This is a genomic window from Paenibacillus spongiae (assembly GCF_024734895.1).
Classification (GTDB): Bacteria; Bacillota; Bacilli; order Paenibacillales; family Paenibacillaceae; genus Paenibacillus_Z; species Paenibacillus_Z spongiae.
Map to the genome: position 1 here is coordinate 2,577,807 of NZ_CP091430.1, position 14,848 is coordinate 2,592,654.

Here is a 14,848-nt window from a genome sequence, read left to right on the forward strand (position 1 = left end):
GGCACACGAATTCATATAGGGGATGTGAGTTTCTGAGATGAGTATTTTGGTAGGAAAAGATACTAAAGTCATCACACAAGGCATTACGGGTAAAACGGCTCTGTTCCACGCCAAAGGAGCCTTGGATTACGGTACTCAGATGGTCGGAGGAACGTCGCCGGGCAAAGGCGGTACGAACGTGGATATCGTCCTCGAGAATGGCGAAACGGTTTCTCTGCCGGTCTACAATACGGTTGCTGAAGCGGTAAAAGCAACAGGCGCCACGGCTTCTGTCATCTACGTACCGCCGGCATTCGCTGCAGACGCGATTATGGAAGCGGTCGATGCCGAGCTTGAGCTCGCGATCTGTATCACGGAAGGCATTCCCGTTCTGGATATGGTGAAGGTCAGCCGTTACTTGGAAGGCCGTAAAACTCGCCTGATCGGTCCGAACTGCCCAGGCGTTATTACGCCAGGCGAATGCAAAATCGGCATCATGCCGGGCTATATTCATACGAAGGGCCATGTGGGCGTTGTTTCCCGCAGCGGCACGCTGACGTATGAAGCCGTTCATCAGCTGTCTACACGCGGCATCGGACAATCATCTGCTGTCGGTATCGGCGGCGACCCTGTCAAAGGTTCCGAGTTCATCGACATCTTGAACATGTTCAATGAAGATCCGGATACTTATGCGGTCATCATGATCGGCGAAATCGGCGGATCGGCCGAAGAAGAAGCGGCTGAATGGGTCAAAGCCAACATGAAGAAGCCGGTTGTCGGCTTTATCGGCGGCGCAACGGCGCCTCCGGGCAAACGGATGGGCCATGCGGGCGCGATCATCTCGGGCGGCAAAGGAACAGCTGCCGAGAAAATCGCTACCCTCGAAGCATGCGGCATCGAAGTCGCGCCGACGCCTTCCGAAATGGGCTCGACACTGGTTCGCGTTCTTGAGAAGCAAGGCATGCTCGAGAAGTGCAAAACGCACTGAACCTCTGCTTGATATCAATCGAATAAGAGTGGGCATAAAGGTAAGCAACCTTTCGTACTTCCAATTTATTGGGACGAAAGGTTGCTTTTTTTTATCAAAATATTGAGTGCGGCTTGCATTCTGAATCCTCGTCAAGCAAAATAAGGGGAAGGAACAGGCCGCCCTTCGAGGGGACGTGTCTAATATAATGAAGAAACACGATCAAGAAGGCTTGAATCGGGATATCATTATTGCCTTGCATGAGACAGCCGGGATCGGCTGGCATACGATTCGCAAAGTGGTTGAGTATGGCGATTGGCCATCATATATTCGCTACGAGCCTGATGCCTGGCGCACGCTCGGCCTCCGTCCGGAGCAGGCGGCTGCCGCTGCGCGGTCGCTTCGATTGTTGGATATGAAAGAACACGAAGCAAGAATGAGCAAGCTCGGTATAACGGTCATCACCCGATTCGATTCCGGATATCCGGAGCTGCTCCGCTATATTCCGCAGCCGCCTTGGGTCTTATATGCGATCGGGCGATTGGAGCTGCTGCCTAGCGTCTGCATCTCCATCGTAGGGACGAGAGGACCGACAGCCTATGGCCGAAAGATCGCCTCAGAGCTATCTGAAGGGCTCTCTAAGCGCTGTATCACCGTTGTCAGCGGTTTGGCCAGGGGGATTGACAGCGTTGCTCACGAAGGCGCGCTGCGCGGCGAGGGAGGGACTATCGCCGTCTTAGGCACGCCGGTTAACGTCATCTATCCGCCGGAGAACCGGGGGCTGTATCGGACGCTTGCCGCTCAAGGGCTGATTCTCTCGGAAGTCCCCCTAGGCACAGCGTTTCATCCCGGGCACTTTCCGCTTCGCAACCGGATCATAGCGGGTCTGTCGATCGGAACGGTCGTCGTCGAAGCTGCGGAGAAGAGCGGTTCGCTCATTACGGCCGATCAGGCGCTGGAGATGAACCGTGAAGTGTTTGCCGTGCCCGGCCCGATTTCATCTCCTAAGAGCGCGGGAACGAATAAACTGATTCGGGAGAGCGGAGCAAAGCTCATATCGAATGTCGAGCATATAACGGAAGAGTTTATTTGGCTGCCTGCACGGCTTGAAACCAAGCCGGAAGCAGAGCCGCCGGCCGATGAGCCGCTTACCGGCGAAGAGGAGCTTCTGTACCGGCTGCTGCTGGATCAGCCCCGGTCGACCGATGAACTTCACGAGCTCTCATCGCTTCCGTTTGGACTTTTGCATTCCGTTCTGATAAATTTATCTATAAAACGAAAGATCGAACAGCAGCCGGGTTCAATATACAGGGTAACGTAAGCAAAGCAACAGAGAGGAGGACGCATAGATGGCGGCGGATTCATTAGTCATAGTGGAGTCACCGGCAAAGGCGAAGACCATCGGAAAATACCTTGGCAGCAAATTTATCGTCAAGGCATCGATGGGCCACATTCGCGATTTGCCGAAAAGTCAAATCGGCGTCGAGGTTGAAAACGACTTTCAGCCCAAATATATAACCATCCGCGGTAAAGGCAGCGTTCTGAAGGAATTGAAGGATGCGAGCAAGAAAGTGAAGAAAGTGTACCTCGCGGCTGACCCGGACCGCGAAGGGGAAGCGATTGCGTGGCATCTTGCTCATTATTTGGAAATCGATGATACAGAGCCCTGCCGTGTCGTATTTAACGAGATTACGAAACAGGCCGTGAAGGATGCCTTCAAAACTCCGCGTCCGATCAACACGGATCTTGTGAACGCCCAGCAAGCGAGGCGGATTCTGGACCGGCTCGTCGGGTATAAGATCAGTCCCCTCTTGTGGAAGAAAGTAAAGAAGGGGCTGTCCGCCGGACGCGTACAATCGGTAGCCGTCAAGCTGATCATGGATCGCGAGAATGAGATCGACGCCTTTATTCCGGAGGAATATTGGACGATAACGGCGCAGCTGAAGCATGGTTCCTCATCGTTCGAAGCCAAGTTCTACGGCTTGAACGGGGAGAAACGCGACCTTGGCAAAGAGCAGGATGTTCAGGATGTTCTGAAGGCCATGGGCTCCGGCCCATATACGGTATCCGATGTCAAAGAGAAAGAGCGCCTGCGCAATCCCGCGGCGCCGTTTATTACAAGCTCGCTGCAGCAGGAAGCGGCACGCAAGCTCGGTTACCGCGCGTCGAAGACGATGTCCGTCGCGCAGCAGCTATACGAGGGCGTCGATCTCGGCAAGGAAGGGACGGTCGGTCTCATTACGTATATGCGTACCGATTCCACGCGTATATCCCAAACAGCGCAGGACGATGCAAGAGAATACATTGCGGATAAATACGGCGCGTCATTCGTTCCTGAGCAGCCGCGCGTCTATGCGAAGAAGAACAGCAATGCGCAGGATGCGCATGAAGCGATTCGTCCGACGTCCGTACTGAGGGATCCGGAAGCGATGAAGCCTTTCCTGAGTCGGGATCAGTTCCGGCTATACAAGCTTGTATGGGAACGGTTCGTGGCGAGCCAGATGGCTTCTGCGATTCTGGATACGATGACGGTGGATCTGACGGTCGGCACGGCTACGTTCCGGGCTGTAGGCTCGAAAGTGAAATTTCATGGCTTCATGAAAATTTATGTGGAGGGCAATGACGACGGAACGACGGAGGATGAAAAGTTTCTTCCGCCTCTCGCGGTCGGAAACATCGTTGAACCGGAATCTGTGGAGCCGAAGCAGCATTTCACGCAGCCGCCGCCGCGCTACACGGAGGCACGCTTGGTTCGTACGATGGAGGAGGTTGGAATCGGCCGCCCAAGCACGTACGCACCTACGCTGGAGACGATTCAGAAGCGCGGCTATGTGGCGATCGAGGAGAAGAAGTTTATCCCGACGGAGCTCGGGGAGCTTGTGATCCAGCTGATGGAGGAGTTCTTCCCGGAGATCCTCGATACGGAGTTTACGGCCCATATGGAAGCCGATCTCGACCATGTCGAAGATGGCAAGGAAGATTGGGTCCGCGTTCTCGGCTCCTTCTACGAGTCGTTCGAGAAGCGGCTTGAAGTAGCGGAAGAAGAGATGAAGGAAGTGGAGATTCAAGACGAGATCTCCGATGAGACATGCGAGAAGTGCGGCAGTCATATGGTGTACAAGATGGGAAGGTTCGGCAAGTTTCTGGCTTGCTCCGGGTTTCCCGATTGCCGCAATACGAAGCCGATCGTCAAAGATATCGGCGTTCCATGTCCGAAGTGCGCGGAAGGCAAGATTATCGAGCGCCGCAGCAAGAAAGGGCGCATCTTCTACGGCTGCGATCAATACCCCGGCTGTGATTACGTATCCTGGGATAAGCCGACCGGGAAGCCGTGTCCGGAGTGCGGCAGCATGCTTGTGGAGAAGCGCAACCGCAACGGGGTCCGACATCAATGCACGCAGTGCGATTTCAACGAAGAAGTGCTTGAAGAACCGGAACAAGCTGATATATAACGTCGTATTCGCTTTATGGGGAAAGGTAGGGAAAACAATTGTCCGATCAACAACGAGTGACCGTTATCGGCGCCGGCTTGGCCGGCAGCGAGGCGGCATGGCAAATCGCTTCGCAGGGCGTGCCCGTTACATTGTACGAGATGCGCCCTGAGACTAAAACGCCGGCACATCATACGAATCAATTCGCCGAGCTCGTATGCAGCAACAGCCTGCGCGCCAACGGGCTGACGAATGCAGTCGGCGTCTTGAAGGAAGAGATGCGGCGGCTGAATTCCATCATCCTGGATTGCGCGGACCGCAACGCGGTACCGGCCGGCGGCGCGCTAGCCGTAGACCGCGACGGATTCTCGGGCGATGTGACGCGGCTGCTGAAGGAGCATCCGCTCATCGAAGTGCGCTGCGAGGAAGTTACAGGCATTCCGGAAGACGGGATTGTCGTGATCGCGACGGGTCCATTGACCGCACCGCGGCTCTCTGAGCAGATCCAGTCGCTGCTCGGCCAGGAGTACTTCTACTTCTATGATGCGGCCGCGCCGATCGTAGAGAAAGACTCGATCGACATGAGCAAGGTATATCTTGCCTCCCGTTACGATAAAGGCGAGGCTGCTTATTTGAACTGCCCGATGACGGAAGAGGAATTTAACGTTTTCTATGATGCCATCATAACGGCGGAGACAGCCGCGATGAAGGAATTCGAGAAGGAGCAGTACTTCGAAGGCTGCATGCCGATCGAAGTGATGATGCAGCGCGGCAAACAGACCGCCCTATACGGACCGATGAAGCCGGTCGGGTTAATCAATCCGCATACCGGGAAGCTCCCGCATGCCGTCGTGCAGCTCCGGCAGGATAATGCCGCAGGCACCTTATATAATCTGGTCGGCTTCCAAACCCATCTCAAATGGGGCGAGCAGAAGCGGGTATTCTCCCTTATTCCGGGTCTGGAGCAAGCGGAGTTTGTCCGCTATGGCGTTATGCACCGGAATACGTTCATCAATTCGCCGAAGCTGCTTAAGCCGACCTATCAAACGATCAGCCGCGATACGCTCTTCTTCGCCGGACAGATGACCGGAGTAGAAGGCTATGTGGAGTCTGCCGCTTCCGGACTCATTGCGGGCATGAACGCAGGAAGACTCGCTCTCGGACTCGATCCGCTCGTCTTTCCGCAAGGCACGACGCTTGGCAGCATGGCGCAATATATTACGACCGCAGACTTCAAGCATTTTCAACCGATGAATGCCAATTTCGGCTTGTTTCCGGCATTCGAGAAACGGTTCAAGAGTAAGAAGGATAAGAACGAAGCGATTGCAAACCGGTCGCTGGAGCAATTGGAACGATTTCGTGCTGATAAAGGGGCGGCAGTGAACACGGCCTCGGAGTAACGCGATTTTGAAGGACACAACGGGTGCGGCGGTATCGGATGCAGCCGCTGTTCCCTTTTTTACATAATAGCAGCGCAAAGTAGGAGATGAAGGAGGACGCGTTCATGGAAATGCAATTTCATGCTACGACGATTTGCGCCATACGCCATAATGGCAAAGGTGCGATCGCAGGTGACGGTCAAGTAACCTTCGGCAACAGCATGGTGATGAAGCATCATGCGAAGAAAGTTCGTAGGCTATACCGGGGACAGGTCATAGCAGGCTTTGCCGGATCGGTGGCCGATGCGATAGCCTTGTTCGAGAAGTTCGAAAACAAGCTGGAGGAGCATCATGGCAATTTGCAGCGCGCGGCTGTGGAACTGGCGAAGGAATGGCGATCAGACCGTGTTCTTCGTAAGCTGGAAGCGCTGATGATCGTCATGGATAACAGCGGTATGCTGCTCATCTCGGGCGGCGGAGAAATTATCGAGCCGGATGACGGCGTTCTTGCAATCGGCTCTGGCGGCAGCTTTGCATTAGCTGCAGCAAGGGCGCTCAAGCAGCATGCTACAGAGCTTGAGGCGAAGGATATGGTCAGGTCCGCGCTGGAAATCGCTGCGGATATTTGTGTTTTTACGAACCGCAACATCATTGTTGAAGAATTAGAATAATGTCTCTTACACGAGCGGAGGGATAGACGATGAAGAATGAAGATTTGACGCCCCGGCAGATCGTCACTGAACTGGATAAATATATAGTCGGACAGAAGCAGGCGAAGCGGTCGGTTGCGATTGCGCTTCGCAACCGTTATCGCAGAAGCCGCCTGGATGAAGCGCTGCGTGATGAGATTGTCCCCAAAAATATTCTAATGATCGGGCCGACGGGGGTCGGTAAGACTGAAATCGCCCGCCGCTTGGCCAAGTTGGTCAATGCCCCTTTCGTTAAAGTAGAAGCGACGAAATTCACTGAGGTGGGCTATGTCGGCCGGGATGTTGAGTCCATGGTAAGGGATTTGGTCGAGACCGCGATCCGGATGGTCAAAGCGGAACGGACCGAGAAGGTGCGTGATAAAGCCGAAAAAATGGCGAATGACCGAATCGTGTCCATTCTCGTTCCGTCCGCATCTAAGTCCAAAACAGGCAAAAATCCGTTAGAGATGCTGTTCGGCGGCCAGAACGCGAAGGATGCCGCGGAAGAAGAGCCGGAATTGGATGCTTCGATCGTCGACCGCCGCAAGCAGGTCAAGGAGCAGCTGGAGGCAGGCAAGCTGGAGCAGGACTTGATTGAGATCGAGGTTGAGGATACGTCGCCGAGCATGCTGGATATGCTGTCCGGTCAAGGCGGCGATGGCATGGGCATGGGGATGAATATGCAGGAGATGTTCGGCCAGCTGATGCCGAAGCGCGCGAAGAAACGCAAGCTCCCTGTGAAAGAAGCCCGTAAAGTGCTTACGCAGGAAGAAGCGAATAAATTAATCGATATGGACGACGTGATATCGGAATCTGTCAGCCGCGCCGAACAATCGGGTATTATTTTCATTGATGAAATCGACAAAATCGCTAGCTCCTCGCGCGGCAACGGTCCCGACGTCTCGCGTGAAGGCGTGCAGCGCGATATTCTTCCGATTGTGGAAGGGTCGGTTATTATGACCAAGTACGGCCCTGTTAAGACGGACTATACCCTGTTTATTGCGGCAGGAGCATTCCATGTCGCCAAGCCGTCGGATTTGATACCGGAGCTGCAGGGCAGATTCCCGATTCGGGTAGAATTGACGAATCTGAGCCTGGATGACTTTGTCAAAATATTAACGGAACCGAAAAATGCGCTAACCAAACAGTATACGGCGCTGCTGGAAACAGAGGGCATTGAGATCGATTTCACCGAGGAAGCGATTCGCGAGCTGGCTTCCATTGCGGCGGACGTCAATAAGAACACAGAGAACATTGGAGCACGGCGTCTCCATACCATTTTGGAAAAGCTGCTTGAGGATTTATCGTTCGAGGCGCCGGAATTGTCGCTTGACCGGATGACGATAACGCCCGAATATGTGAGGGATAAGCTGGGGAACATTGCCAAGAACCGCGATTTGAGTCAATATATTTTGTAATGGCACGGAGTGGAAAGTAGGAGGCTTAAGCATGATTTTACTTGCAAAGACAAGAACGCTAAATCGGCTGCTGCAGCGCGCAGCCGGAGGAGCGCTCAATTTTCGGGATATGGCGGAGGTGCTTTGCACAACGATACAAGCGGATATCTTTGTCGTCAGCCGGCGGGGAAAGGTGCTTGGTTGTGCAGCCGTAAGCCCTTTTCATCATGAACAGCTGCGGGCTATGTCCACCGATGAGCTGCGTTTCTCAGTGGAATGCAATGAACGTTTTATGAACATGCAAGAAACGGTCACAAATGTAAAGCCGGATGAGGGAATTCATGAGGCGTTCCCATCGATGGCCGAGCAAGAGATGATGACGGTTGTGCCGATTGTCGGAGGAAGAGACCGGTTAGGGACTTTAGTCCTTCTTCGAAGCGCGGATCCGTTTGGAGACGATGATCTTATATTGGCGGAATACGGCTCGACGATTGTCGGGATGGAGATCCTTCGGGAACGCGCGGAGGAAATCGAGCAGGAAGCAAGAAGCCGTGCTGTCGTTGCCGTTGCGGTCGGATCGCTATCCTTCAGCGAACAGGAGGCGGTCGAGCATATTTTTGATGAGCTTGAAGGCAAAGAAGGGCTGCTGATTGCATCAAAAATTGCCGATCGGGTCGGCATTACAAGGTCTGTCATCGTGAATGCGCTCCGCAAGCTCGAAAGCGCCGGCGTCATCGAAACGCGTTCCTTGGGCATGAAAGGAACCTATATTAAAATTTTGAATTCTCAGCTCATATTAGAGCTTGAAAAGAAAAAAATATAGTTAATGACATAAAAATGGTACCATTTTCCTCTTTACTAGTCCTATCTGACCAAAAGATAGGGCTTTTTTCTTATTGTAATATATTAGTAAGTTGCGGATTATAAAACTAAGTGAATTTCGACACAGTTCTCTCATTTTTTTAATAATGTTTTGTCGAAGAAAGAAGGGATGAGGAAAATTCTGTTGAATAACTAGGATGGATCAAGAGTGAAGGTGGGGATATCAATGAACCTGCTGAATGGCCCGGTATTCAAGCGGCTGGAAGGTGCCATCAGTGCTGCGGAGCTGCGTCAGAAAGTCGTCTCTAACAACGTGGCTAACGCCGATACGCCGAATTTCAAGCGTTCAGAAGTGCTATTTGAGGAACTGTTGGCCCAACAAATGGGAAATCAGACTTCCCAAATCAATGGAAAACGAACCGATTCTAGGCATTTTGTCATCGGTCAATCCGATTCGGTTCCGGGAGCGTCAATCGTGGCGGATGCGAATACAGTCATGAACAATAACTCGAATAATGTCGATATTGAGCGGGAGATGGCGCTTCTGGCGAAGAATCAATTAACTTACAATTATTACATCCAACAGGTTAATCATGACATGAGAATGATTCGTACGGCAATAGAAGGGAGAGCTTGAGCGTGAAGCTTACAAACGGATTTAATGTCAGCGCATCGGCATTGACGGCACAGCGTCTCAGGATGGATGTCATCTCCTCCAACATTGCCAACGCCGAGACGACCCGCGGGAAATTCGTTAATGGCCAATATGAACCTTACAAACGGAAGATGGTTGTCATCGAGCCGATACAGCCTTCTTTTTCTGACGTTCTAAATGCGCAAATCAGCGGATCGGAAAGAGCCGCGGGGGTTAAAGCGACAAGAATTATCGAAGACAGCTCGCCGTCGAAGCTGGTTTATAATCCGAGCCATCCTGATGCAGACGAAGCAGGATATGTCAAATTACCTAATGTTGACGTCATGAAAGAAATGGTGGATATGATCTCTGCTACGCGGTCTTATGAGGCGAACGTAACGGCCCTGAATGCGACTAAAGCCATGTTTGTAAAGGCGCTGGAGATCGGGAAGTAGTACATAATACGCGGGGGGATATGAGTGATACAGCAAATCGTGATGAATCCGGTACAGGCGCTGCGGACCGTTGAACAAGGACAGGCTGCGGATAAAACGCCGGCCGAGCTGACGCAGAGCTTCGGTAAATATTTGAATAAGGCGCTGGAGAGCGTCGACGCCCAAGAGAAGAACGTTCACGCGCTTACCGATCAGTTTATGCTGGGGCAGGTTGATGTAACGAAGGTGATGATTGCTTCTGAACAAGCGCAGCTCAGTCTGCAGTTAACCTCACAAGTCCGCAACAAAGTCATCGAAGCTTATCAAGAAATCATGCGGATACAGCTGTAATTGCACTCTTAGACACAGCAAAGCGATAAAGTGAGGTGAAATCGTGAACGAGAAATTGAACCAATACAGAGGCAGGTTGTCTCAGTATTGGAGTGGAGTAGGGAAGAAGCAACGAATCTGGCTTGGAGCTACGGCAGGGGTATTACTTATATCTGTCATTCTGCTAACAGTAATCTTCTCCAAGACGGAGTATGAACTCGCGTTTCGCGATTTGGACAGCACGGATGCAGCAGCGGTGATGAGCTATCTGGATGGCAGCGGTATTCCTTACAAGCTGTCTGATGCGGGAACAAGCATTTCGGTACCGGCAGCCGAGGCAGCCAAAGCGAAGGTGGAGGCAGGCTCGCAAGGCCTCATACAGAATGGTTCAATGGGCTTCGCAGCCTTCAACGAGGGCTCATCGCCGTTCGGTGCGACGGACCGGGAGTTCGATGTGAAGTACCGCAGCGCTCTCAACGGTGAAATTCAGCAGCTGCTGAACGGCATGCAGGGCGTACAAAAATCTAACGTTCTTGTTACACTCCCTGAAGAAAGCGTGTTTCTCTCGACAGAAGAACAGGAACCGGCTTCCGCGTCGATCATGATTACGTTCAAACCGGGATATCGTCCTACACAGAAAGAAGTAGATGGGTATTATAACCTAGTCAAAACGGCGGTCCCTAAGCTGAACGTTGCAGACATTACGATATCGAGCCCGGAAGGCGAGCTTATCGCCTCGAACGAAGTGGGCGGGAACGGCAGTGCGATGGCATTGGAAACCCACTTTCAAATCCAGCGCAAATACGAGAATGACCTGAAACGCAACATCCAACAGTTTCTAAGTCCGATGGTAGGCATGAATAATCTCGTCGTCAGCGTTTCGAGCTCGATTAATTTCGATAAGAAAATGACGGACGAAGACCTGGTAAAACCGCTTGATGACAACAATAACAACGGCATTATCATCAGCGAACAGACAAACTCCAAGACCGCTACCGGCTCGAACGGCGCCGGCGGGGTAGTCGGCACCGGCGAAACGGATGTGCCCGGCTATCAGGCGGCTGACGGCAGCGGCACTACGAACACCGAAGAAAACTCGCGTACAACGAACTATGATGTCAATCGGATCAAGAATCAGATTCAATCCGGCCCTTATGTCATTAAAGATTTATCCATTAGCGTTGCGGTTGAAAAGTCAAGATTGAACGATGAAGCCAAGAAAGACATTAACGCTTACTTGACGTCCCTTGTCCGTTCGCAGCTGGTCGAATCCGGTCAGAATGTTACTGATGACGCACTAGTCGCCAAAAAAGTTTCACTCATCGCACAAACATTCGCGGAAGGAAGCGGAGCAACCGCTGTTACGGGCTTGTCCACGCCATGGATGATCGGAATCGGACTCGCCGCACTTGCTTTAATCGGCGGTCTCGGTTTTGTCGTGCTTCGCAGGCGCAAGCGAGCAAACCAAGAGGAAGAAGTCATCGTTCCGGGCAAATTGGAATATCCGACGATCGACCTCGACAGTGCAAATAACGAAAGCCAAGTGCGTAAACAGCTCGATACATTAGCAAAACGCAAGCCCGAAGAATTCGTCAATCTTCTTCGCACATGGCTTGTCGATGAATAGAGGAGAAGCGAATGGCTAAAGTTGCTCAAGGTTTTAGCGGACGTCAGAAAGCAGCCATATTGTTGATTTCGCTTGGCCCCGAAGTTTCCGCCCAAATCTTCAAACATTTGCGAGAAGAAGAAATCGAGCAGTTAACCCTTGAGATTGCTAACGTGCGTAAAGTGGATAACGCCGATAAGGAAATGATTTTAAGCGAATTTCATCAAATATGCCTCGCTCAGGAATACATCTCGCAGGGCGGCATTGCCTACGCCCGTGAAATTTTGGAGAAAGCCCTTGGTGAGCAGAAGGCCGTCGAGGTCATCAACCGCTTGACAGCTACCCTGCAAGTTCGTCCGTTCGATTTTGCCCGTAAAGCGGATGCCAGTCAGATTCTGAACTTTATCCAGAATGAAAACTCGCAGACGATCGCACTCGTGCTTTCTTACTTGCAAGCCGATCAATCCGCCCAGATCTTATCTTCCCTTCCACAGGAAAAGCAGGCGGATGTCGCCAGACGGGTTGCGCTCATGGACAGCACTTCTCCAGAGGTGATCTCGCAGGTCGAACGCATACTCGAACAAAAGCTCTCTGCTACCGTTACTCAAGATTACACCAGTGCGGGCGGTATTGAATCCATTGTTCAAATATTAAATGGTGTAGACCGGGGGACCGAACGTACGATCCTCGACGCACTGGAAATTCAAGACCCCGAATTGGCCGAAGAAATCAAGAAGCGGATGTTTGTTTTCGAAGACATCGTCAACATCGACAACCGTTCCATACAGCGAATTATCCGCGATATCGAGAATGCCGATTTACAGCTTGCGCTTAAAGTGGCAAGCGAAGAAGTCCGTGAAGCGATCTTCCGCAATATGTCCAAGCGCATGGCGGAAACCTTCATGGAAGAAATGGAATATATGGGACCTGTCCGCCTGCGCGATGTTGAAGAAGCTCAAACGCGCATCGTAGCGACGATCCGCAGACTCGAAGAGTCCGGCGAGATCATTATCGCACGCGGTGGAGGTGACGATATCATTGTCTAGCCTTTACAAGTCTTCTCAAGTTGTTTCCGCTCATGATTTGAAACGGCTGGAATGGTATAACCAGCATGCCGTTCAACCGGAGCCTGAGCCGGAGCCGGCTGGGCCGGATGAAGAAACCGTCTCGCTGCAGCAGCGGATTCTCAATGATGCCGAGATGTTCGCCAAGCAGCGTCTGGAAGAAACCGGACAGCAGATCGAAGCGATGCTCGCTTCCGCGAACGAGCAAATCAATAACTGGTGGCAGGAGCGTCGCGACCAGGACTTGCAGCATTTCGAGCAAATCCGGAGCGAAGGCTACCAGCAGGGCTACAACGAAGGAAAGACCGAATCCGAGCAGGAAGTTTGGCAGCAATGGGAATCGGCTTTAACCGAAGCCAAATCGATCCTGGATTCCGCTTATCAAATGAAAGAGCAAATCATCCAGGAAGCCGAACCGTTTCTGGTTGAGCTCAGCGCTGCGATTGCAGAGAAAATCATCGGCAAGCAGCTGACGGTTTCGCCGGAATGGTCGCTCGAACTGATTCGCAAATCGCTTGAACGAAGACGGGAGCAGGGTGTCATAACGCTATGCGTTGCACCAGGGCATCTAACGTTCGTACAAGCGGCCCGAGAAGAATTGAGCCTTGCGATCGATTCGCAGGCTGAACTGCAGATCGTCCCCGACGTATCGGTCAAGGATAACGGATGTGTGATCCGTTCGGCATTCGGAAGCATCGATGCCCGGATCGACACGCAGCTCTCGGAAGTCAAACGCGAGTTGATCCAGCTGGCGCTTCAAGCTGAAGAGCGGGGGCAAGCCGATGACAGTCACTAAGCTGGACGCTCAAAAATATATCGAGCATCTCCGCCCGATCGATCCCGTTCGAGTGAACGGAAAAGTGACGCAGGTTATCGGATTGACCGTCGAATCCGAAGGGCCCGATGCCAGTATCGGAGACTTATGTTACATCTATCCGGTAAAGACGGCAAAGCCATTAAAGGCGGAGGTTGTCGGATTCCGCAATAATAAAGTCATCTTGATGCCGCTCGGCGAGCTGACCTCGATCGGTCCTGGCTGCGACGTTGTCGGAACAGGCAAACCGCTTACGGTACAGGTCGGATCCGACCTGCTCGGCAAAGTGCTCGACGGGCTTGGCCAGCCGCTCGACGGCTCGTTTATTCCAAGCCGGATGCCGCATTATTCGACGCAGAGCGCACCGAGCAATCCGCTGATGAGACCGAGAGTCAAGGAGCCGTTAAGCATTGGCGTACGGGCAATCGACGGTCTGCTCACCGTAGGGCAAGGGCAGCGCGTCGGCATCTTCGCAGGCTCCGGCGTCGGCAAGAGTACACTGCTCGGCATGGTGGCCCGCAACACATCAGCCGATGTGAACGTCATCGCGCTCATTGGCGAACGGGGACGCGAGGTTCTCGAATTTATCGAGAAGGATCTCGGTCCGGAAGGGCTAGCCCGTTCCGTCGTCATTGTAGCGACATCCGATCAACCGGCGCTTATCCGTATGAAGGGCGCTCTGATCGCCACGACGATTGCCGAATATTTTCGCGATCGCGGGCTGAACGTCATGCTGATGATGGATTCCGTAACAAGGTACGCCATGGCGCTCCGCGAAGTCGGCCTGGCGATTGGAGAACCGCCGGCTACAAGAGGCTATACGCCTTCCGTTTTCGCGAATTTGCCCAAACTGCTGGAACGTGCCGGCACAGGGCCCAGAGGCTCCATAACAGCCTTCTATACGGTACTGGTCGACGGCGACGATATGAACGAGCCCATTGCGGACGCCGTACGGGGCATCCTGGACGGACATATCGTGCTAAGCCGGGATTTAGCGCACAAGGGCCATTTTCCGGCGATCGATGTTCTTTCCTCGGTTAGCCGGGTTATGAAAGAAATCGTGTCCGAAGAACAACAGGATGCGGCAAATGAATTAAAACGTTTGCTTGCTATTTATAAAGATTCGGAAGACCTGATCAATATTGGGGCGTACCAACGGGGTTCCAATAAAGAAATTGATCGCGCCATCGAACAAATCGATCAAATTCGAGCATTTACCCGGCAGAAGACGACGGAAAAAGTGGATTATCAAGAAGCGCAAGCGAAGCTCGTTAACGATTTTCATAGGAGTTGATTCCTCTC

At 52.6% G+C, this 14,848-nt stretch carries 14 protein-coding genes; all 14 read left to right on the forward strand.

The window, feature by feature from the left end:
• Positions 1–37 precede the first annotated feature (37 nt).
• The 14 genes from sucD (at position 38) to fliI (ending at position 14,840) form a co-directional block, all read left to right on the forward strand.
• The gene (gene sucD, locus L1F29_RS11985) at positions 38–967 is read left to right on the forward strand and encodes a succinate--CoA ligase subunit alpha (RefSeq protein WP_258388539.1); all 930 of its coding nucleotides are present in this window, start codon (positions 38–40) and stop codon (positions 965–967) included.
• 187 nt (positions 968–1,154) lie between these two features.
• On the forward strand, positions 1,155–2,267 hold the full coding sequence (gene dprA, locus L1F29_RS11990; RefSeq protein WP_258388540.1) for a DNA-processing protein DprA: 1,113 nt from the start codon (positions 1,155–1,157) through the stop codon (positions 2,265–2,267).
• Positions 2,268–2,295: 28 nt separating this feature from the next.
• Positions 2,296–4,398 (forward strand): type I DNA topoisomerase, encoded by a 2,103-nt coding sequence (topA, locus tag L1F29_RS11995; protein ID WP_258388541.1) that lies wholly within the window; start codon positions 2,296–2,298, stop codon positions 4,396–4,398.
• A 38-nt stretch (positions 4,399–4,436) separates the two neighbouring features.
• A complete protein-coding gene (trmFO, locus tag L1F29_RS12000) occupies positions 4,437–5,777 on the forward strand; it encodes an FADH(2)-oxidizing methylenetetrahydrofolate--tRNA-(uracil(54)-C(5))-methyltransferase TrmFO (protein ID WP_258388542.1) in 1,341 nt (446 codons plus the stop codon).
• A gap of 104 nt (positions 5,778–5,881) precedes the next feature.
• Positions 5,882–6,427, forward strand: a complete 546-nt coding sequence (gene hslV, locus L1F29_RS12005) for an ATP-dependent protease subunit HslV (RefSeq protein ID WP_258388543.1) — start codon at positions 5,882–5,884, stop codon at positions 6,425–6,427.
• A 29-nt stretch (positions 6,428–6,456) separates the two neighbouring features.
• Complete coding sequence (hslU, locus tag L1F29_RS12010) at positions 6,457–7,863, forward strand: ATP-dependent protease ATPase subunit HslU (protein ID WP_258388544.1); 1,407 nt, start codon at positions 6,457–6,459, stop codon at positions 7,861–7,863.
• A 31-nt stretch (positions 7,864–7,894) separates the two neighbouring features.
• Positions 7,895–8,665, forward strand: a complete 771-nt coding sequence (gene codY, locus L1F29_RS12015) for a GTP-sensing pleiotropic transcriptional regulator CodY (RefSeq protein ID WP_258388545.1) — start codon at positions 7,895–7,897, stop codon at positions 8,663–8,665.
• 225 nt (positions 8,666–8,890) lie between these two features.
• On the forward strand, positions 8,891–9,301 hold the full coding sequence (flgB, locus tag L1F29_RS12020) for a flagellar basal body rod protein FlgB (RefSeq protein ID WP_258388546.1): 411 nt from the start codon (positions 8,891–8,893) through the stop codon (positions 9,299–9,301).
• 2 nt (positions 9,302–9,303) lie between these two features.
• A complete protein-coding gene (gene flgC, locus L1F29_RS12025; RefSeq protein ID WP_258388547.1) occupies positions 9,304–9,753 on the forward strand; it encodes a flagellar basal body rod protein FlgC in 450 nt (149 codons plus the stop codon).
• 24 nt (positions 9,754–9,777) lie between these two features.
• Positions 9,778–10,083 carry a flagellar hook-basal body complex protein FliE gene (gene fliE, locus L1F29_RS12030; RefSeq protein ID WP_373876501.1) on the forward strand — a complete coding sequence of 102 codons (306 nt, stop codon included), beginning with the start codon at positions 9,778–9,780 and terminating at the stop codon, positions 10,081–10,083.
• A 43-nt stretch (positions 10,084–10,126) separates the two neighbouring features.
• Positions 10,127–11,689 (forward strand): flagellar basal-body MS-ring/collar protein FliF, encoded by a 1,563-nt coding sequence (fliF, locus tag L1F29_RS12035; protein WP_258388548.1) that lies wholly within the window; start codon positions 10,127–10,129, stop codon positions 11,687–11,689.
• Positions 11,690–11,700: 11 nt separating this feature from the next.
• A complete protein-coding gene (fliG, locus tag L1F29_RS12040) occupies positions 11,701–12,714 on the forward strand; it encodes a flagellar motor switch protein FliG (RefSeq protein ID WP_258388549.1) in 1,014 nt (337 codons plus the stop codon).
• Complete coding sequence (locus L1F29_RS12045) at positions 12,707–13,528, forward strand: FliH/SctL family protein (protein ID WP_258388550.1); 822 nt, start codon at positions 12,707–12,709, stop codon at positions 13,526–13,528. The genes fliG and L1F29_RS12045 overlap by 8 nt, the downstream gene beginning before the upstream one ends.
• Positions 13,515–14,840: a flagellar protein export ATPase FliI gene (gene fliI, locus L1F29_RS12050; protein WP_258388551.1), complete on the forward strand. Its 1,326-nt coding sequence runs from the start codon at positions 13,515–13,517 to the stop codon at positions 14,838–14,840. Before L1F29_RS12045 ends, fliI begins: the two co-directional genes overlap by 14 nt.
• Positions 14,841–14,848 lie beyond the last annotated feature (8 nt).